The 20,267-nt window shown below is 36.4% G+C and carries 17 protein-coding genes, 1 tRNA gene and 1 pseudogene; 15 read left to right on the top strand and 4 right to left on the bottom strand.

The features are described 5' to 3' along the window. Positions 1–68: 68 nt before the first annotated feature. Positions 69–142, bottom strand: a tRNA-Arg gene (locus Bccel_RS19305). 200 nt (positions 143–342) lie between these two features. Here Bccel_RS19305 and spoIID point away from each other — a divergent pair. The 3 genes from spoIID (at position 343) to leuB (ending at position 3,616) form a co-directional block, all read left to right on the top strand. Then, the gene (gene spoIID, locus Bccel_RS19300) at positions 343–1,341 is read left to right on the top strand and encodes a stage II sporulation protein D (protein ID WP_036936383.1); all 999 of its coding nucleotides are present in this window, start codon (positions 343–345) and stop codon (positions 1,339–1,341) included. 166 nt (positions 1,342–1,507) lie between these two features. Continuing rightward, positions 1,508–2,398 (top strand): AraC family transcriptional regulator, encoded by an 891-nt coding sequence (locus Bccel_RS19295; protein WP_036936386.1) that lies wholly within the window; start codon positions 1,508–1,510, stop codon positions 2,396–2,398. 129 nt (positions 2,399–2,527) lie between these two features. Beyond that, positions 2,528–3,616, top strand: a complete 1,089-nt coding sequence (leuB, locus tag Bccel_RS19290) for a 3-isopropylmalate dehydrogenase (RefSeq protein WP_036936389.1) — start codon at positions 2,528–2,530, stop codon at positions 3,614–3,616. Positions 3,617–3,817: 201 nt separating this feature from the next. On the opposite strand, the gene Bccel_RS19285 is transcribed toward leuB, so the two are convergent. Then, positions 3,818–4,453 (bottom strand): LexA family protein, encoded by a 636-nt coding sequence (locus Bccel_RS19285; RefSeq protein WP_036936392.1) that lies wholly within the window; start codon positions 4,451–4,453, stop codon positions 3,818–3,820. 560 nt (positions 4,454–5,013) lie between these two features. On the opposite strand from Bccel_RS19285, the gene iadA reads away from it, so the two are divergent. From iadA to dut, 10 genes are all read left to right on the top strand, one after another. Beyond that, complete coding sequence (gene iadA / locus Bccel_RS19280; RefSeq protein ID WP_036936395.1) at positions 5,014–6,162, top strand: beta-aspartyl-peptidase; 1,149 nt, start codon at positions 5,014–5,016, stop codon at positions 6,160–6,162. Between the two features lie 208 nt (positions 6,163–6,370). Beyond that, positions 6,371–6,643, top strand: coding sequence for a hypothetical protein (locus tag Bccel_RS19275; protein WP_036936398.1), 273 nt, complete (start codon positions 6,371–6,373; stop codon positions 6,641–6,643). 11 nt (positions 6,644–6,654) lie between these two features. Then, positions 6,655–7,464, top strand: a complete 810-nt coding sequence (locus Bccel_RS19270; RefSeq protein WP_036936401.1) for a cyanophycinase — start codon at positions 6,655–6,657, stop codon at positions 7,462–7,464. Between the two features lie 42 nt (positions 7,465–7,506). Beyond that, positions 7,507–10,137, top strand: coding sequence for a cyanophycin synthetase (gene cphA / locus Bccel_RS19265; protein ID WP_036936404.1), 2,631 nt, complete (start codon positions 7,507–7,509; stop codon positions 10,135–10,137). 354 nt (positions 10,138–10,491) lie between these two features. Continuing rightward, positions 10,492–11,052, top strand: a complete 561-nt coding sequence (folE, locus tag Bccel_RS19260; protein ID WP_036936407.1) for a GTP cyclohydrolase I FolE — start codon at positions 10,492–10,494, stop codon at positions 11,050–11,052. A gap of 214 nt (positions 11,053–11,266) precedes the next feature. After that, positions 11,267–11,671 (top strand): cell division protein ZapA, encoded by a 405-nt coding sequence (locus tag Bccel_RS19255; RefSeq protein ID WP_036936410.1) that lies wholly within the window; start codon positions 11,267–11,269, stop codon positions 11,669–11,671. Between the two features lie 38 nt (positions 11,672–11,709). Further along, the gene (locus tag Bccel_RS19250) at positions 11,710–12,093 is read left to right on the top strand and encodes a hypothetical protein (protein WP_036936413.1); all 384 of its coding nucleotides are present in this window, start codon (positions 11,710–11,712) and stop codon (positions 12,091–12,093) included. A 28-nt stretch (positions 12,094–12,121) separates the two neighbouring features. After that, positions 12,122–12,997, top strand: coding sequence for an alkaline phosphatase family protein (locus Bccel_RS19245; RefSeq protein WP_036936416.1), 876 nt, complete (start codon positions 12,122–12,124; stop codon positions 12,995–12,997). Between the two features lie 120 nt (positions 12,998–13,117). Beyond that, entirely contained in the window at positions 13,118–15,631 is a 2,514-nt protein-coding gene (locus Bccel_RS19240; RefSeq protein ID WP_036936418.1) for a U32 family peptidase, read from the top strand. A gap of 139 nt (positions 15,632–15,770) precedes the next feature. Beyond that, on the top strand, positions 15,771–16,271 hold the full coding sequence (gene dut / locus Bccel_RS19235) for a dUTP diphosphatase (RefSeq protein WP_036936421.1): 501 nt from the start codon (positions 15,771–15,773) through the stop codon (positions 16,269–16,271). A 79-nt stretch (positions 16,272–16,350) separates the two neighbouring features. On the opposite strand, the gene Bccel_RS19230 is transcribed toward dut, so the two are convergent. Together Bccel_RS19230 and Bccel_RS19225 are read right to left on the bottom strand one after the other, a co-directional pair. Continuing rightward, positions 16,351–16,965 (bottom strand): Gfo/Idh/MocA family protein, encoded by a 615-nt coding sequence (locus tag Bccel_RS19230; RefSeq protein ID WP_050753646.1) that lies wholly within the window; start codon positions 16,963–16,965, stop codon positions 16,351–16,353. Continuing rightward, positions 16,965–17,324, bottom strand: a complete 360-nt coding sequence (locus tag Bccel_RS19225; protein WP_050753645.1) for a Gfo/Idh/MocA family protein — start codon at positions 17,322–17,324, stop codon at positions 16,965–16,967. Before Bccel_RS19225 ends, Bccel_RS19230 begins: the two co-directional genes overlap by 1 nt. Positions 17,325–17,700: 376 nt before the next feature. Here Bccel_RS19225 and Bccel_RS19220 point away from each other — a divergent pair. Beyond that, positions 17,701–18,982: pseudogene (locus Bccel_RS19220) on the top strand (glucose-1-phosphate adenylyltransferase). Next, a complete protein-coding gene (glgD, locus tag Bccel_RS19215; RefSeq protein ID WP_036936427.1) occupies positions 18,979–20,100 on the top strand; it encodes a glucose-1-phosphate adenylyltransferase subunit GlgD in 1,122 nt (373 codons plus the stop codon). Before Bccel_RS19220 ends, glgD begins: the two are co-directional and overlap by 4 nt. Positions 20,101–20,267 lie beyond the last annotated feature (167 nt).

Below are 20,267 nucleotides of genomic sequence, written 5' to 3'. Positions count from 1 at the left end.
AAAATCAGCTGCTCATTTTGGATAAAAGAAAAACCTCACGGACTTTAATCCATGAGGTTTTCTTGTAACGCGCCCGGCAGAGATCGAATCCACAACCTTCTGATCCGTAGTCAGACGCTCTATCCAGTTGAGCTACGGGCGCATATTTAAACGAACATATAATATAATAATACATTTATAATAAAAAATCAATAAAAAGTTTTATAATTATGCAAAAATAATGATGTAATATTTTTCTGATTATCCAATATATTTATTTCATGGACAACTGTAAATTATATGTCTTGCAATAATCATTTTACACTTTTTGATCATGACTAATAAATATACAAGGGATATGATATGAAAAACATTACATACTATGCTCTGCTGTTGATTTTAATCATTATAATACTTCCGCTTTTGATTGTACGCGGGTGTTCTGTTAACAATGTTCAAGAGATTGAAGAAGAGAAAATTTCTGATCAGGAAACTGAAAAAATCAGGTTCTTGAATGTAAAAGAAGATAAAATCCAGGAGGCAGATCTGGAGCAATACATCAGAGGTGTAGTTTCTGCTGAAATGCCTGCAAATTTTGAATTGGAAGCACTAAAGGCTCAAGCAGTTGCAGCAAGAACTTATTTTTGGGGAAGATACAAAGGTGTATATAAATCGTCGGATAATAAGCATCCTGATGTTTGCATATGTACAGATCCAGCCCATTGCCAGGCATGGAAAAGCAAGGAGGATGTATATAAAGCATGGGGGGCCTTCTCAGCCAAGGGCAATTGGGAAAAGTTAACCAGAGCAATCAGAGAAACAAAGGGGATCATAATAACATATAATAATGTCATAGCCAATCCCTTTTACCACTCAAACAGCGGCGGCAGGACTGAAAATATTGAGGATGTATGGGGAGGAAAAGGAGTTCCATACTTAAAAAGTGTTGTCAGCAAGGGCGAGAATGAGGCTAACGTGTACAAAAAAACAATTTCCATGAAAGAAAAGGAATTTATTGAGAAGCTTAGTGAGAAATATAGTGATTTGGAATTCGATGAAGAAGATTTCATCAATAATATTGAGGTATTAAGTTTTACAGAGGGTGGAAGGGTTAGTACAATAAAAGTAGGCAATAAAGTATTAAAGGGCAACGATATAAGGAGCATATTTTCACTCAATTCAACTAATTTTAAAATAGAAGAAAAGAAGGAAACCATATATATAACAACTATCGGATATGGCCATGGTGTTGGTATGAGCCAATGGGGTGCCAATTACCTGGCTAAGGAAGGAATGGATTTTGAGGATATATTAAAGTATTATTATAAAGGTGTTGATATCTCTCAGTTGTCAGACTATTAATTAACAGGTTAGGTATTAACAAATAGTTAATTAGTCATTGGGTCATTTCAACCTTACTTGAATAATATTTTTTTGAAATGACCTTCTATAAAGTAGTTGCTGGAAATTAATATTATATATATAATTTTATAGAGTAACATTTAATATGGATTAAGGTTGTGATAATTTGAAAAGTGATGCTCAGCCTAAAATATGGGAAAGCCTCAGAAATTCTACAGGATATATACCTGTTATAGTCAAGACGCTTGAAAGGATTCATGATAGAAACTGGTCTATGGAACCGAACAAGCATGAGTTTTTTGAAATGGTATATATTAAAAAGGGACATGCCGTATTTGAAATATCCGGACAACCTGCACCTATTGGTCCAAATGACATAGTAATAATAAAACCAAACCAGAGCCACAAATTTATAGTTAAATCGGAGGATGGGTGCGAGTTTATTGTTCTCAGCTTTAAATTTATTAGCCAGTCCATCAGTGAGTTTTCAGAAGTACCCCTTGAGGATTTCCTTAATTTCGTCAGCAGCAAAGAGTCAGGTGCTTTTATTTCCTTAAAGGTAAGTCAAAAGAATGAGATTATAATAATTCTTAACAGGATTCTTAAAGAAAGAGAAAAGAAAGATATAGGCAGTGATTTCCTCGATCAACTTCTTGTAATGGAGTTGTTTGTATATATCTCCAGAGCCCTAAAGATGGAATGGGAATCCAGTATTATGGGCAAGAGTATGAAAGTTAAGGAGCTTATAAAAATCTCTGTAAACTATATAAATAATAATTTTGAGAGGGATATAACAATTGGAGATATTGCAAAATATGTATTCTTAAGCTCTAGTTATTTTACAAGAGCTTTTAAAGAGGAAATGGGTATCAGCCCCATTAACTATCTTCTCAAGGTAAGAATAGAGAGAGCTAAGGAGATATTGGCGGATGAGTCATTAAAAATCAGTGATGTAGCTTTTTCTGTAGGTTTTTCAAACCAGCAGAGATTTAACGAAATATTTAAAAAATACACAAAGATGACACCGTTAAAGTACAGAAAGTCTTTAAAATCATAAGAAATCTTCTATACCATAGGGCAAAAAACATTAAAAAAGGCATATAAATGAGATTAATAACAGGAAGAATAATTATTTTTACTGTTATATAATATACAAGAAATAGGATATTTATTAGGAGGTTTATTTATGTCACAGAAAACATTTAAAATAACAGTTCTTCCGGGAGACGGCATAGGCCCTGAAGTAATTAGGCAGGCTATAGCCACCATCAAAGAAGTTGAGAAAAAGTATGAATATAAATTTGAGCTTAGTGAAGCTCTTATAGGGGGATGTGCTATAGATGCACATGGAGTTCCTCTTCCCGACAGTACACTAGAACAGTGTAAGAATAGCGATGCTGTGCTGCTTGGTGCTGTCGGAGGAGCAAAATGGGATACGCTTCCCGGTCATATCAGGCCTGAGGCAGGGCTTCTTGCTATAAGAGCAGGGCTTGGATTGTTTGCTAACTTAAGACCGGCTATTATATACAGTTCACTTAAGAATGCATCACCGTTAAGAGCTGATATAGTTAAGGATGGAATCGACATCATGGTAGTAAGGGAACTTACAGGTGGTATATACTTTGGAAAAAGAGGCAGAACTGCCGTTGAAGGAATGGGAGAGGCGGCCTATGACACAGAGATGTATAGTGTTGGTGAGGTTGAAAGGATTGCAAGAGTTGGATTTGAGTCAGCGATGAAAAGAAATAAGATACTGACTTCAGTCGACAAGGCTAATGTTCTTGAAAGCTCAAGGTTGTGGAGAGAAGTAGTGATTAAAATGTCCAAAGATTATCCGGAAGTTACTCTCAACCACATGTATGTAGACAATGCAGCCATGCAGTTGGTCAGAAACCCGATGCAGTTTGATGTTATAGTTACATCAAACATGTTTGGAGATATACTGTCAGACGAGGCTTCAATGATAACCGGTTCTATAGGAATGTTGCCATCAGCCAGCATTGGTGCAGGTACTCTTGGTTTGTATGAGCCTATTCATGGATCGGCACCGGATATTGCAGGTCAGGATAAAGCAAATCCAATAGCTACAATTTTGTCAGTTGCAATGATGATGAGATATAGCTGCGGCCTTGAGAATGTGGCTAAAGATATCGAAGTAGCTGTAGAAAGGGTACTTGAAAAAGGCTACAGAACAGGAGATATTGTAAGTGAAGGAACCGAATTGGTTGGAACGATGAAGATGGGAAGCCTTATTACAAGTGAAATTTCTAAGTAAAAATAATAAAAGAATAGTAATGAATAAAAGTAATAAAAGAAGGATATCCTATAATGGGATATCCTTTAAATTTGAAACCTTGTAATACCAGAAATTTTTATTTACCCCTAACATTTTTCAAGGCAATTTAATATAAATTAATAAAAGTTGTAAACGAGATATCTTCCTCCAATAAGCTATGGCATGACTATAATTCAGAAATTAATACTTTGTATATTTGCCTACCAATCTACCAACAACTATTACCTCATCTTTATTGAAAGTTTCTCTTCCAAGTAAATTACTGTCTGCCTTAAGTGTGATAGTTTCTTCGTTCTCGCCCTTATAGTACTTTCTCAAGAGTGCAGAGTTTTCAAATAAAATCAAAACAATATCTCCATCGCATATGTTTGATTCCCTTGAAATAACTAAAACATCTTCATACTTTATCCCACTATCAATCAAACTGTTATCAGGACAGTTTAAAATAAAACAATCAGTCGCATCCTCGAGAAAATCCGGAGGTACTGGTTGATATTTGACAACATTATATATGCTGTACAAATCACTGATATTTCTTTTACTTATCTTTTTTACTTCAGGAATATATGCAGGATCTGTATACTGGGAATTCCCAGAAACAAGCTTAATAGAACGTGCCATGCCTATTTCTCTTTTTATGACTCCTTTTTGCTGAAGTCTATTTAAAATCCCTTGTACGGCTCCTGGTGTTTTTTCCCCTACCATTTCACCTATTTCTCTAACTGTTGGAGGAATACCATTTTCTCTAATAAATGTTTCGATTACAGAATAAATCTTCTTTTGCTTTGACGTAAGTGAATCAAATTCAGAAGGCACACTCATCACCCTTTTTAATAAAGTATTAGAAATATTGATAAAGAAAACAAATTATCAAAAACAATATTAACAGACTTTTAGGAAAAATTCAAATTATATAATAACAATTATGTAAATTAGATACAAGTTATTGCGTACCAATTTAAAGGTAAAATCTCACATGTTCAATATGCATGTTATGTAAAAAACAATAAAAGACTTATTATATAGGGGGTTTGACGGTTTACATAAATACTATATATTTTAGGGATAATAATTATATGAACTTCTGTATACAATAAATAAAAAAATTAACAGAAAATTAGCACTTTTTACATATATCAATAGAAATATGTAACGGAAATATGCGAACAAAAAGTAAAGTTATATAAATGTATTAATATTATATCGGTGGTTATATTATATAGTGGCAGTATTATATTAATTAGGGCATTCTGCCGTTTACTGGGTTCTAGGACAAAATCATGAAGTGATTTAGCAATCTTGATGTTGTCATAAGAAACTGCGTATGTAGAATACGCCATAATTTCGTGGACATCAAAAAGACTTGAGGTGAAATATTGTTTAAATTATTGAAAGGTGGCAACATATATAGCCCGCAGTATCTTGGTGCTAAGGATATTTTGGTAGCTTTAGGAAAGATAGTTAAAGTTGAAGAGAATATTTCGGTGGATGGGCTTTGGGGTGTTGAAACCATTGATTGCACCGGAAAGATTATTTTACCGGGCATTATAGATCAGCATCTGCACATTATAGGCGGAGGAGGAGAAAAAGGTCCTTCCAGCAGAATACCGGAAATATATTTGACTGACATAGTGAATGCAGGAATAACAACTGTTGTAGGCGTTTTGGGATTCGATGGACTGACAAGGAACATGGCTGGACTTCTTGCAAAAGCCAAATCACTGGAAGCTGAAGGCGTTAACACGTTTATTTATACAGGCAGTTATGGATTACCAACAACAACACTCACAGGAAAAGTTATTTCAGATATAACATTTATTGATAAAGTAATTGGTGCAGGAGAAATAGCCATATCTGATTACAGAAGCAGCCACCCTGATATCAAGGAATTAAAGTCACTTGCATATGAGGTGAAAATTGGTTCAATGATCTCAAATAAAGCAGGTGTTGTTCATATTCATGTAGGTGACGGTAAGGATGGAATAAAGCCTTTAAAGGATCTTTTGAATGACTCGGAGTTTCCTATTGATATGTTTGTTCCTACACATATCAATAGAAACAAGATGTTGTTTGAGCAAGGGCTGGAATATTTAAAAACCGGAGGAAATATTGATCTGACTGCAGGAAGTACAGGCGGAATAGGGTATGATGTACCGGATGCCTTATCTACAATAGCCGAAAGGAAGCTAGGGTTTGACAGGGTAACAATATCATCTGATGCCAATGGGAGCATACCCGACGTAAATGGTCAGCCTGGCGTTGGTAAGGTTAATATGCTTATTGATGACATAAGGTCCAGCATATTGCAAAAAGGTTTGAAAATCGAAGATGTATTTAGAACAGTAACATCAAATGTGGCACAGCTTTTAAAGATCTATCCGCAAAAGGGAGTTTTGAAAAACGGAAGTGATGCTGATATTTTGGTGATGGATGAGAAGGAGCTCAAAATATTTGAACTTATGGTAAATGGTATAAGCTTTGTACACGAAGGAAAAACAATAAAGAAAGGGAGCTACGAAAATTAGTATGGCATCTTTACTAACTCAAATAATAAATGGGCTTTATTATTTTTTTTGTGTAATCAGTAACATAATTGTTTATAAACTGGGTTTTATAGTTTTACTATTTTTAACCCTTATCGGCTATAAATTATATAACAGGATCGGTAAGAAAAACTACTAAATATTAATAGTAATAAATATTAAAACTACTTAAATTTAAAAAGGTGATTGTATGAATGATTACGGTATTAGTAAAAGCAGTGGTACATTGACTAAAGGGAGTATGCTGTTTATAGCTATAGGCTGGATATGTGCCTTTTTATCACTTTTTATTTTACCATATGCTTTTGGTGTTATTGGAGTAATAACGGGTATATTGGCTGCAAAAAACGGCAGCAGGAATGGATTGCCTATTATAATGGCCAATATAATTCTTATGGGAATAGGACTTATGTTTAATAATGTAATATTGGATTACACTATGCATAACATCTATGGAAGGTAATGGAGGATCTAATGGAAGAAAAATCAAAGGGAAATCTTGTCATTATTGGTGGTGCAGAAGATAAAAAAGGTGAAAGCAAAATCCTTAAAAAGGTTGCTGAAATAGCTGGATTTGGTGATATGGAGTTTATTGTTCTGACAACAGCTACTGAGCATCCGGTAGAAGTTGGAAATGAGTATCTGAACGTATTTCAAAGGCTTGGCATAAATAATATCGAGGTCCTTGATATAAGTACAAGGGAGGATGCAAATAACGAGGAGAATTATTATAAGATAGTAAATTCCGGAGGCGTCTTTATGACTGGTGGGGATCAGTTAAGGATAACTAGCATCCTTGGCGGTACTAAAGTTTTTAATGCACTTATTGAGGCATATCTCAAGGGTGTTGTTATAGCAGGGACAAGTGCCGGGGCTTCAGTAATGAGTAATACCATGATTGTTGATGGAAACAGCAACGATCCGGCAAGGAAATGTACTCTTAAAATGGCATCAGGTTTGGGGCTTCTGGAAGAGGCTATAATTGATCAGCATTTTGACCAAAGGGGCAGATTTGGGCGTTTACTGTGTGGTGTGGCTGAAAATCCCCATATGCTCGGCATTGGAATTGATGAGGATACAGCAATAAGGGTTTATCCTGATGCACATTTTGAAGTTGTAGGCTCATACGCTGTGACAATAATAGACGGAAAATCCATTGTAAGCTCTAATGTATCCGAATTAAAGCCTGATGAAATACTGGCAATCGCTAATGTAACGGTCCATGTATTGCCTGAAGGCTACGGCTTTGACATGAAGAGAAGGGAAGTCCTTCGATTGCATTAATATACATTTATCACTTTTAATATAGTTTCAGGAGGAAGGAAATTGCAAATTAATAATATACGTATTTTTGCAGGAAAGAATATATATAGTTTTAAGCCTGTTATCAGAATGGAGGTGGATCTGGGAGATTTATGTGAAAAGCCTACCTGCGATATGCCTGGGTTTAATGAATATATTGTTGAGCTTTTTCCAGGGCTTAAGAAACACTGCTGCTCTCTCGGCTATGAAGGCGGTTTTATGGATAGGCTTAAGGAGGGTACTTATATTGGACATGTTATAGAGCATTCAATTATCGATCTCCAGAACTCTCTTGGATATGATGTGGCTTATGGTAAGACCAGAGTTTACAAGGAACCTTCAGTCTATCATATTATTTATCAGTATATAGATGAAAAGTGTGGGATAGAATGCGGAAAAACAGTTATTGAAATTGTATCGGCTTTTTTTGAGAACAAGAATATTGATAAAAACCAATTCTCCAGGACATATGATAATTTGAAAAGATTAAAGGTTGAAGGTGAACTTGGACCAAGTACCAAAGCCATATATGATGAAGCTGTAAGGAGAGGCATTCCGGTTAAACGATTTGGAAACGAAAGCATTTTGCAGCTTGGTTTTGGGAAAAATATAAAACTTGTAGAGGCATCATTAACAAGCTTATCAGGTTGTGTTGCTGTTGATATAGTATCAGATAAGCATCTTACTAAAAAAATACTGACAGACTACAAAATTCCTGTTCCATACGGAGAAATTGTATACTCTGAGGAAGAAGCAGTAAAAGCAGCCGGATCTATAGGTTACCCGGTAGTTGTAAAGCCTTATGATGGAAGCCAGGGCAGAGGGGTTTCTACTAACCTGTTATGTGATAAGGATGTTAAGTTAGCTTACAATGAGGCTATAAAACATAGTAAAGCAGTAATGGTTGAATCCTATGTTGAGGGGAAGGATTACAGGATACTTGTAGTTGGAGATAAGGTCTCAGCAGTTTCCGAGAGAAAACCGCCCAGTGTTGAGGGTGATGGAATCCATACTATATCGGAGCTTGTGGAATTGAAAAATCAGGATCCTTTAAGAGGGAATCACCATGAAAAGCCTCTTACAAGAATAAGACTAGATAATGTTGCCATGGATTTACTCAGAAGAAATGGCTATACTACGGGCTATATACCTAAGAAGGATGAAATAATTTATCTTAGATCTAACACAAACTTGAGCACAGGGGGTACTGCAAAGGACTGTACAGATGAAATACATCCGGAAAATAAAAAGGCTGCTATAAAAGCTGCAAAAGTTTTAGAGATTGATGTAGCGGGTATTGATATGAAAATTCAGGACATCTCAATGCCAATCAGCGAAAGTAACGGTGCCATAATAGAAGTAAATGCTGCACCTGGACTTAGAATGCATTTGTATCCATCTGAGGGAAAGCCAAGAAATGTTGCAGCAGATATTTTGGACATGCTTTACCCAAATGGCAGCCAATATTCAATACCTGTTGTTGCAATTACCGGTACCAACGGTAAGACTACTACTACGCGACTTCTCAGACATACATTGGCACTTAAGGGAAGTAAGGTTGGTATGACAACTACAAGCGGTATTTTTATAGGCGATGAATGTATAATGGAAGGCGATAATACAGGACCTGTAAGTGCACAGATAGTTCTTTCCAATAAGGAGACAGAGATTGCGGTGCTTGAGACGGCCAGAGGAGGAATAGTAAGGGGTGGATTAGGTTACGACCTTGCTGATGTAGCCGTTATAACCAACATTAGTGATGATCATATCGGTCTTGACGGCATAAAGGATATTGAAGATTTAGCCTATATCAAATCCCTCGTTATTGAAGCAGTTAAGCCTGAGGGCAGTTCCGTGCTGAATGCTGATGATCCTATGATTGAATACTTTTTGGGAAGGGCTCGTGGTAACATTATTTTGTTTTCAACAGATTTTAATAATGAATATATAGTAAGGCACATAAACAATGGAGGGACAGCCGCATACATGAATGAGGATTACATTCATATTTATGATAAAAAGGATATAAGAGTTATGGAAGTGGCAAAAATTCCAATTACATTTAATGGATGTGTAAAATGTAACATTGAAAATTCACTTGCTGCAGCATCTGCACTCTATGCTTTAGGTATTCCTGCAGAGCTAATTGAGATGGGTCTTAAAACCTTTATGCCGGATGAAAAACTTAATCCCGGAAGGTTTAATTTGTTTGATATGGGAGACTTTAAAGTTTTGTTGGACTATGGACATAACCCTGCTGGGTTTAAATGTGTATCAGACTTTGTATTGTCACAAAGGGCTAACAGATATGTGGGAGTAATTGGCGTGCCAGGAGACAGGCCGGACAGCAGTATAAGACATGCTGGGATGCTATGTGGCAAAATGTTTACAGATATCTACATCAAGGAGGACGATGATCTAAGGGGAAGAGAACCTGGGGAAGTTGCCGAATTGTTATATAACACCATAATAGATTATGGGTTTAAAAAAGAAAATATGAAAATAATTCTTCCAGAGGGTGAAGCCTTGGAAACCGCTATAAAGAATGCAATGCCGGGAGACTTGATAGTTATGTTCTATCAAAATTTCAGTAAGTCATTGAACATTATAAAAAGCTATATAAAAGACAGGGAGAAGGAAGAGTCATTGGTGTAATGTCTTTAGGCATGTTGAAAATATAACTTCCCGTATAATTTCGCTTTCGTGTTTACTTAGTAATGGCTAAGAAATAACATCTGATTCTCATCGTCCAAAACCCCGTTAAAATCGTCGGGATTTTGTCCTTGAGAATACGAAGTTATTTCTAAGGCATTCCTTTACTCGTGAACACACGCTCAAAACGGTAAGTAATATTTCAATCATGCCTTAGCTGCTGCTTTGGGGTTTTCTCAATTTTTTTAGGCTTTGCCTTTGAACTCTTTAAGTTTTACAGTATAATATAAGAAACGACTATGTATTTAGTTTTTCTTATAAATATACTTTTATGTTTTGTAAAGAGAGGTTTTAAAGATGGTAGATAAAGAAAGAGTCAAAGCAGCAGTCAGGGAAATTTTAATAGCAATTGGAGATGATCCCGACAGAGAAGGTCTTAAAGAGACGCCTGACAGGGTTGCAAGGATGTACGATGAGATTTTTGCAGGACTGCATAAGGATCCCAGGGAATATGTCAAGGTTTTTCAGGAAGAAAACCATGAAGAAATAGTACTTGTTAAGGATATTCCTACATATTCCATTTGTGAACACCATTTACTTCCGTTTGTTGGTGTAGCTCATGTGGTATATATACCTAGAAAGGGTAAGGTAATGGGGCTTAGCAAACTGGCCAGAATAGTGGACACTGTTGCAAAAAAACCCCAGCTTCAGGAAAGGCTGACAAGTCAAGTTGCTGATGTCCTTATGGATACAATTAACCCTATTGGTGCTGCAGTAGTTATGGAAGCAGAGCATTTATGCATGACAATGAGGGGGATAAAGAAGCCTGGATCAAGGACTATAACATCAGCATTAAGAGGGATTATAAAAACAGACGCCAGGACAAGAGCAGAGGTTATGGCACTTATTAAGGATTAAAGCCGGTATGGTGCGGTGGCCTTAGAATATAAAGATCAGTTATGATTTAGAAGGATGAAATTATATTATAATCAATATTTTAGTCAATACCCGATTAAAAATATATTATTTTTTGCCGAATTATAGTATAATTAAGAATAATGTATAAGAGGACAAGTAAAAAGTTCTGTTTATAATGGTACAAATGCCATAATCCTTCTAAGGAGTGAAGCGAATGGATGTTAAAAATAAGGTTAATGTGAGAATAGCCGGAAAAGATTATACTTTGGTTGGTGTTGAGTCTGAGGAATATATGCAGAAAATAGGCCTTTATATAGATAAGAAAATGAATGAGATTATGAAGGTCAATACAAGGCTGAGTACATCTATGGCGGCTGTTCTTACTGCAATTAATATAGCTGATGATTATTATAAATGTCACGAGACCGAAAAAAACCTTCAAAAGGAAGTAAATGATTTAGCATCGGAGTTGGAAAGGCTTAAAGAGGTTAATAAGTCTTTGTCAGGTGAAAATGCAACCCTGCAGAACAAGAATACCGAGCTCCAGCTTGAACTTGCTAAAAAAGAGGCCGAGCTTGGCGGAGTAAAAAATACAATTGGCAAGGTAAGACATAGGTAAATTATTTTATTTTAATATTTAAAGGGCGGTGGTGTTAGATGGACGGTTACATTAGTATTTCAAATTTGGCACTTCTCTTAATTACAGCAGCTGTAGTAGTTTCGGCTGTTTTTTTAATTGGTTTTCTCAAAAATCTGACTGATTGCTTAAAGGTATTAAAATCCATTCTAACGGATAATAAGTCGAATATTGACGAAAGTTTAAAAAATATGCCTGCAATCACAAAGAATATCTCAGAGGTTTCTGAGACTGCCAATAGGGAGATTAAGGCTATAGAATCTGCAATATGCAGCGTTGGAACAGCAGCAGAGGAAACTTCTGCAGCCATTATGAAAATCAAAAAGGATTTTGGAGAGGTATTTAATTTAGTTAGGGCTATTAGGTTTATAAAGCGATTATTAAAGTCGTTACCCAGAAAATAACTGGTCAGGAAAAGCGGAGATAAATATCATGAGAATGATTTTCCTTTTTATTGATGGATTTGGCATCGGTGAAGATGATGCTGCAAAGAACCCTTTGAAATCAGGGAAAGCATCCAATATACAGTACATACTGGAAAATTACAAAGTGTTTCCTACTGATGCTTGTCTTGGTGTTGCAGGTCTTCCTCAAAGTGCTACAGGACAGACATCAATTTTTACAGGAGTAAATGCTTCCATGGTTCTTGGCAGGCATCTGAGCGGACAGCCTACAATTAGCCTAAAGAAGGTTATCACGAAATCAAACCTTTTTTCCGAGCTTATAAAAAAAGGATATAAAGTGACTAATTCCAATGTGTACAGGGAAGAATACCTTGTGAAAATGCATGATCCAAAGGAAAGAAGATATAGGCCGTCTGTTACTTCCGTTATGACTCATGCTTGTGGTATTCCATTTAGAACAACAGAAGATTATAGAAAAGGAAACGGAATATATCATGATATTACCGGAGAGATTCTAGTTAGCAGCGGATATAATGTGGAAGTAATCACACCAGATGAAGCAGCTTTAAGGCTTTATAGAATAAGCCGGGAATATGATTTTACATTGTTTGAACACTTTATGACAGACCTCATAGGTCATAAGGCTGATATAAACGAGGCCTATAAAACTATTGAAAAGCTGGATTTGTTTTTAGGGTCTTTGATAAAATTAATTAATCTTGATGAGGATGTTTTGATAATTGCCAGCGATCATGGAAATATTGAAGATGTATCTTTAAAAACTCATACATTTAACAAAGTACCTACAGTAGTGATTGGTAATATACCTGAAAAAGGAGATGCTGCTGTTTGGTCCTTGACAGATATAATGCCCCTTGTTTTAAAAATATTTGATAAGCAGTAAATTCATTAAAAGTGCTACTTAATAAAAATGAATTTTTCGCAACATATGAATCAAGGAAAATGTTTTGCAATAATTAAAAATTGAAAATGATTATTGCAAAACACATAGAAGAGGTTTGGAATGAATAAGAAGATTGAATTACTTGCACCTGCCGGTAACTGGGAGTCGTTTCTAGCTGCGGTGGAAAACGGTGCAGATGCGGTTTATCTTGGAAGTAAATACTTTAATGCCAGGCAGAATGCCGGTAATTTCGACAAGGAGCTTCTTATGGAAGCTCTTAAATATGCCCGTGTAAGAAATATAAAGGTATATCTTGCATTAAATACACTTGTTTTAGACAATGAAATGGAAGAGGCATTGGAAGTAGCTGCTGATGCCTATACTATGGGTATAGACGGAATAATCGTGCAGGATATCGGACTTGCACGTATATTGAGGGAAAGAATTCCCAGCGTGGAGCTTCATGGCAGCACACAGATGACGGTTTATAATATAGAAGGTGTTAAGGTCCTTGGAGAACTGGGCTTTAAAAGAGTGGTGCTTGCCAGGGAGTTATCCCTTGAAGAAATTTCACATATTTCAAAAAGCTCATCCATAGAGACGGAAATATTTGTCCATGGTGCATTGTGTGTCAGCTATTCAGGGCAATGTCTTATGAGCAGCCTTATAGGATCAAGAAGCGGCAATAGAGGTAAATGTGCCCAACCATGCAGGCTTCCATATGAAATGATTTCCACAAACTCGGGAAATATGGTAAAAGGCGGAAAAGGGTTCCTTTTAAGCCCAAAGGATTTGTGCTCCCTTCCAATGCTTGGACAAATACTTAAGTCAGGAGTTGCTTCGCTAAAGATAGAAGGAAGAATGAAGCAGCCTGAATACGTGGCTACGGTTGTAAGGATATACAGGAAATATATAGATGCGTATTCCGATGGTACAATATTAAGGCTTGATCCTGCGGAAAAAGAAAGTGACATGAAGGAGTTAATGCAGGTGTTCAACAGGGGAGGGTTTTCGAAGGGATATCTTGAGGGGAAAACCGGAAGGGATATGATGTGCTATGAGAAGCCTAAGAACTGGGGCATATATATAGGAAATGTCATTTCCTTCAATAAAGGGACCAGCAGCCTTAAGATGAAGATGGAGGAAGATTTGTCAATAGGTGATGGTATTGAGGTGCTAAACGGAGAGGATATAAATCCTGGTACCGTCGTGACATATATAAGGACAGAAAATGGAAAAAAGAACTTTGCACAAAAAGGTGACATAGCATATATAGGTGACATAAAAGGTAACATACCGAAGGGGTGCAAGATCTACAGAACATCAAGCAAAGCATTGAATATGAGTGCAGGTGAGACTTTTGACGGCAAAACCTTTATTAGAAAAGTCCAAATAGATGGGATATTATCCATTAGACAAAATTCTCCCATAACCTTAAGCATAACTGATGGAGAAAATAATGTGGAGGTTACTTCAGAGAGGCTGCCGGAAATAGCCGTAAACAAGCCCATAACAAAAGAGAGAATAGAAGAGCAGCTCTATAAGACAGGAAGTACTCCTTTTGCTTTTAAGAAGCTCGATGTAAAGCTGGATAAAAACCTTACCGTGCCTATCAGTGAAATTAATAACTTAAGAAGAAAGGCATTAGATGAGCTTTATAATAAAAAAGCTGCAGGCAATATCGAAAAAAGGTCGGAATTGGTTGGAGAAAGGGAAAAAGGTTTGTTAAATTTCCCGGGAAATGGTCGAAAAGAAAAAAATGATGTTAAGATTTCCGTCTATTTTTATGAATGGAGCAAAAATTGTCACAATGATGCTTTATATGGAGCGGATATAGTGTACATTCCATTTAAAGAATTTCTAAACCCAGATAATTTTGACGCTTTACAAGCATTAAAAAAAGAGGGATGCAGTATATACGCTTCACTGCCTTCCATTACCCGTGGAAATTATGACAGGATAATTAAGTCCAAGCTGCCGGAAATGCTTGAAAACGGAAATTTGGAAGGTTTGCTGCTGGGCAATATAGGGCAGCTTGAATATGTTAAAGGTATTTCAAATATCAAGATAAGGTGTGATTATAGTTTTAATATTTTAAACAGCGTATCATTACAGCAGTTAAACAGTCTGGGAATAAGAGGAGCTACCATATCTCCCGAATTGAATCTTGAGCAATTCAAGAATATTTTAAAGTACGGATCTATAGACAAAGAAGTAATTGTGTACGGCAGGCTGCCTGTTATGGTAAGTGAGTATTGCCCCACAGGCTGTGTGGTGGGAAAGAAGGAATCGGGGAAAACATGCGGATGCAGCCCATGTAAGGATAGATACATATTAAAAGATCGCATTGGTGCAAAATTTCCCGTAATATGTGACAATATTGACTGCAGAAGCATGATTTTAAGCTCTAATAGGTTATTTGCACCAGAGGTTATAAAGGATTTGAGAAATCATGGATGTGAGACCCTAAGGCTTAATATTTGGGATGAGACTTCAGAACAATTAGAAAGATTGATAGCTATGGCAAAAGATGTTAGCCTGAGTGGATATGGAAAGCCTGATAAATATAAAGACCTGGAAGAAATGATACGTCAGGAAGGGGTTTTTAAGGGGCACTTTTATAAAGGTCTATGAAATTATGGTGTATGCTACACCACAATTTCTCACGACAACTATCAAGGTTGAAAAATCACTTTGTGATTTTTTTAGGAGTATAACACAAAGAAAAAAATGGTATGTAAAATTCATATAAAATGAGAGGATTGAGGTATAAATGCATTCAAATGAGGTTAAAATTTTTGTAGAAATTTGTAGAAAAGGCGTGACTCTTCCTGAGTATGCCAGACATGGAGATGCAGGGATGGATATTTTAGCAGCGGAAGATGTAGTAATAGCACCTGGTGAAACAGTGATTATACCTACGGGACTAAAGGTTGCCATACCTGAGGGTTTCGAGTTACAGGTAAGGCCTCGAAGCGGTATATCATATAAGACGCCACTAAGGGTATCCAATAGTCCGGGTACCATTGACAGCGGATACAGAGGTGAGGTTGGAATTATTATGACCAACACATCATCCAAAAAGGATACCGATGACTTACTGCCTATTAGCAGTATAGGCAATATTAATGGAACGTATTCCATAAAAAAGGGAGACCGGGTTGCCCAAATAACCTTGCAGGTTGTTCCCCAAATTGTTTTTGAGATGGTGGACTCTGTACAGGATATTGGTATGGATCGTGGAGGCGGATTCGGTTCCACAGGTACAAAGTAGTTATATTTTCAACATGCCTAAAGGGGTTCATGCAAAATATCTGAGACATGTTTTGCGTGAGCCCCTTTATTATACATGCCTAAATATTAATAGCGGATTCTAAAGCATCAATTAGTGCTTTTAAATCCTTGTAAGCATCAAGGAATGTGCACTTAACCTTCTGACCGTTTCTTATTGCATCGTAGAAGTTTTCGAATTCTTCCTTATATCCACCTTGAGATTGGACTGTTTCAATATAATCAGGTGTGTTTTTCTTTTTTATGGCTATATTTTTATCCTTTATAACCATAGTACCTTCTGTTCCCAGTATTTTTAACATTCTTTCCTGGTAACCCACTGAGCTGAAATAATAATTGAATACGCAGCTTACATTGCTGGAGGTGTTAAAGAGAAAACTCATTGAGTCTATTTCTCCCAGGTCGGGATTAATGCTCCTGGTGATTGCTTTTCCTGAGTGTATTTCGCCGAAAAGATCACGGAAAACAGCTATGTTATGTACACCGCCGTCTGTTATAAAACCACCTGGGTATTGATGCTTTATACGCCACTGGGTTTGGGCATATTTATTGCTGGTTTCCAAAAGATCAAAACAATCCCAGAATGCAGAGTAAGGCTTTCCTATACTGCCGCTGTCTAAAAGCTCTTTAATCCTAATGTTAAAGGGATCATACCTGAAGTTTTCTGCCACCATCATCACTGTTTTGTATTTTTTTCGAAGCTCAACATATCTTCTGCTTCCTTCATATTAGCGGCAATGGGTTTTTCCACTATTACATGTTTTCCAGCTTCAAGAGCTTCTTTGGTTACTTGATGATTCAGGTGTATCGGAAGTAAAATGCTTACAGCCTCAATCTCAGGATTTGCTAAAATTTGTTTATAGTCTGTGAGGTAGGGGACATTTCCTACCATTTGTGCAAATTCCTTTGCCTTTTCTTCTGTATGATTGCATACTGTGACAATTTCAAACTTTTCCTTCATTTGCTTCAATGCAGGCCAATGAAGGTCCTTCGCAGCAATTCCACATCCTAAAATGCCAAGTTTAACAGGTTTCATAATATTTCCTCCCTTGGATATCTAATTCACAAGTGATTTTGTTCATGTCTTAATAATAGTAATAAATGCTTTTTAAATAATATAAAATAATTAGTGCGGTTTAAATAAAATTAAAAAGGTAATATATTAGTAAATGTCGTATTAAAATAACTAAAAAATAATATGTAAAATTTAATATTTGATAAAAATATTACTTGATAAGTCCTAATACTAATATTACAATTTTAAGAGCAAAATATCAATGAGGTAAAATTTATAAAAAAATATAAAGTATACTAGATAATTATTCGATATAAATATTTGCCCGGGGTTTTCAAAAAAGTATTGTAAACCCTCCAAGAATATATTACTATATCTTTTATGGGGAGATGATTTCATGAGTAAAACGGAAATGATAGCACTATTATTAGCAGGCGGTCAAGGAAGCAGACTCGGAGTCCTCACTAAGAATGTCGCAAAGCCAGCTGTTTCATACGGCGGGAAATACAGAATAATCGATTTTTCCCTAAGTAACTGTATAAACTCAGGAATTGAAACTGTTGGTGTCCTGACTCAGTACCAACCTTTAGAACTTAATGCACATATCGGTATTGGCAAACCCTGGGATCTTGATAGGATGGATGGTGGAGTTACAATTCTTTCACCATATATGAAGGAAGAAGTGGGTGAGTGGTATAAGGGAACTGCAAATGCGGTTTACCAGAACATCCATTTTGTCGATAAAATTTCTCCTGAATATGTAGTAATTTTATCCGGTGATCACATTTATAAAATGGATTATTCACTTATGCTTGAGCATCACAAGAAGAATAAGGCCGATGCAACAATTTCTGTTATTAATGTGCCTTATGACGAAGCTAGCAGATATGGAATTATGAATACTAACCCGGATGGCAGCATAATTGAATTTGAAGAAAAACCCAAAAGCCCGAAAAGTACCTTGGCATCTATGGGTATTTACATATTTACTTGGGATGTTTTAAGAGAATATCTTGTAAAGGATAATGATGATACTGCGTCTGAGAATGACTTTGGTAAAAACATCATACCCAACATGTTGAAAGATGGAAAAAGAATGTGGGCGTATCAGTTTGAGGGGTATTGGAGAGATGTTGGTACTATTCAAGCCTTCTGGGAATCAAATATGGATCTTATCCAAAGAGTTCCAATATTCAATCTTTTTGATCCCACATGGAAGATATATACTCCAAATCCCATAAAGCCTGCGCATTATATTGGGCCTAATGGAGTTGTCAAAACATCTATAGTTACAGAAGGCTGTATGATTTATGGTACAGTTCGCAATTCAGTCATTTTCCCTGGAGTCTTTATTGATGAGAACACTGTGATTGAAGATTCCATAATAATGACAAACTGTAAAATTGGGGGCTAACTCATATATTAACAAAAGTATATTGGGAGAAAGCGTAATAATAGGAGATGATGTAAAAATAGGAGTAGGTGAAGTGGTGGAAAATGAGTTAAAGCCAGCGATCTACTACTCTGGAATTACTGTAGTGGGTGAAAGTTCATATGTCCCGGATGGTGCAGAGCTAGGTAAAAATGTTGTTATAGACAGATTTGTTACTACTGACGATTATTGTTCACTTAATGTTCCGTCAGGAAAAAGTGTATTTAAAGGCGGTGTGTGCGATTGAAAAATGCAATGGGAATTATTCTTACAGGCGGCAACAAAAGCGGTATGAAGGAGTTATCGGCAATCAGGGCTACAGCGGCTATTCCTGTAGGCGGTAAGTACAGAGCAATTGATTTTGTGCTGTCTAACATGGTTAATTCAGGTATAACTAATATTGGGGTACTAACACAGTATAATTTCCGTTCTCTGATGGATCATTTGGGTACAGGAAAAGAGTGGGATCTTGATAGGGAAAATGGTGGCTTGTTTATATTTCCGCCATATCTTTCAGATGATGGCTCAGGCTGGTATAAAGGTACTGCAGATGCCATGTATAACAACCTTACATATTTACTACGAAGCAGTCAGGAGTATGTAATTATATCGGTAGGAAACAGTGTTTGCAAGATTAATTTTGAAAAGCTCCTTGATTACCATATAGATAAGGGTGCTGATATAACGATAGCATACAGGGATATGAGTGATTTATATCCTGAGGATTTACCGATTATGGGTATCCTATCGGTTGATAATAATGAAAGAATAACAGATTTTGAGGAAAAGCCCTTAAGACCTAAAGGAACATTGGGTTCTATGGGGATTTATGTAATGAAGCGTGAGCTTCTGATATATCTTTTGGAAGAGTGCATAGCTCATGGCAATTATGACTTTGTGAGGGATGTACTGATTAAAAAGCTGGATTCACTTAAAATTTACGGCTATAGGTTTAACAGCTATTGGAGAAGCATAAGCTCTATTAAAATGTATTACAGGTGCAATATGGAGCTTTTAGACCCTGATGTATGCTGCCAGCTGTTTGTTGACGGCGGTAAAATATATACAAAGGTTAAGGATGAACCACCTGCCAAGTATAATGATGAGGCTGAGGTTAGGAATTCCATTATCGGTGACGGATGTATTATTGAAGGTACTGTAGAGAATAGCGTTCTTTTTAGAGGTGTTACCGTAAAAAAGGGAGCTTGTATTAAAAATAGTATAATAATGCAGGGATCGGTCATAGAATCAGGTTCATCCCTGCAATATGCTGTCGTAGATAAAAATGTCCTTATTACAGAAGGGAAAAACCTTAAAGGCGATGATGAATGGCCTATCATTGTAGGACGAAGAACTGTTGTTTAGGATAAGTAAAAAGAATAGTCTGTAATGGTATAAAACGAACTACTAAGGTATTTAGCAGTTCGTTTTGCTATTTATGGCATGAATGAAAAATTTCTTCCGCTTTCTACGCGGATGTTGACGAGTTAAGTCAACACATGAGCCAAATTCATAGCGGAAGAATTTTTTGA

This window comes from Pseudobacteroides cellulosolvens ATCC 35603 = DSM 2933, assembly GCF_001262605.1.
Lineage (GTDB): Bacteria > Bacillota > Clostridia > Acetivibrionales > DSM-2933 > Pseudobacteroides > Pseudobacteroides cellulosolvens.
This window is presented reverse-complemented; position numbering and strand designations above follow the sequence as displayed.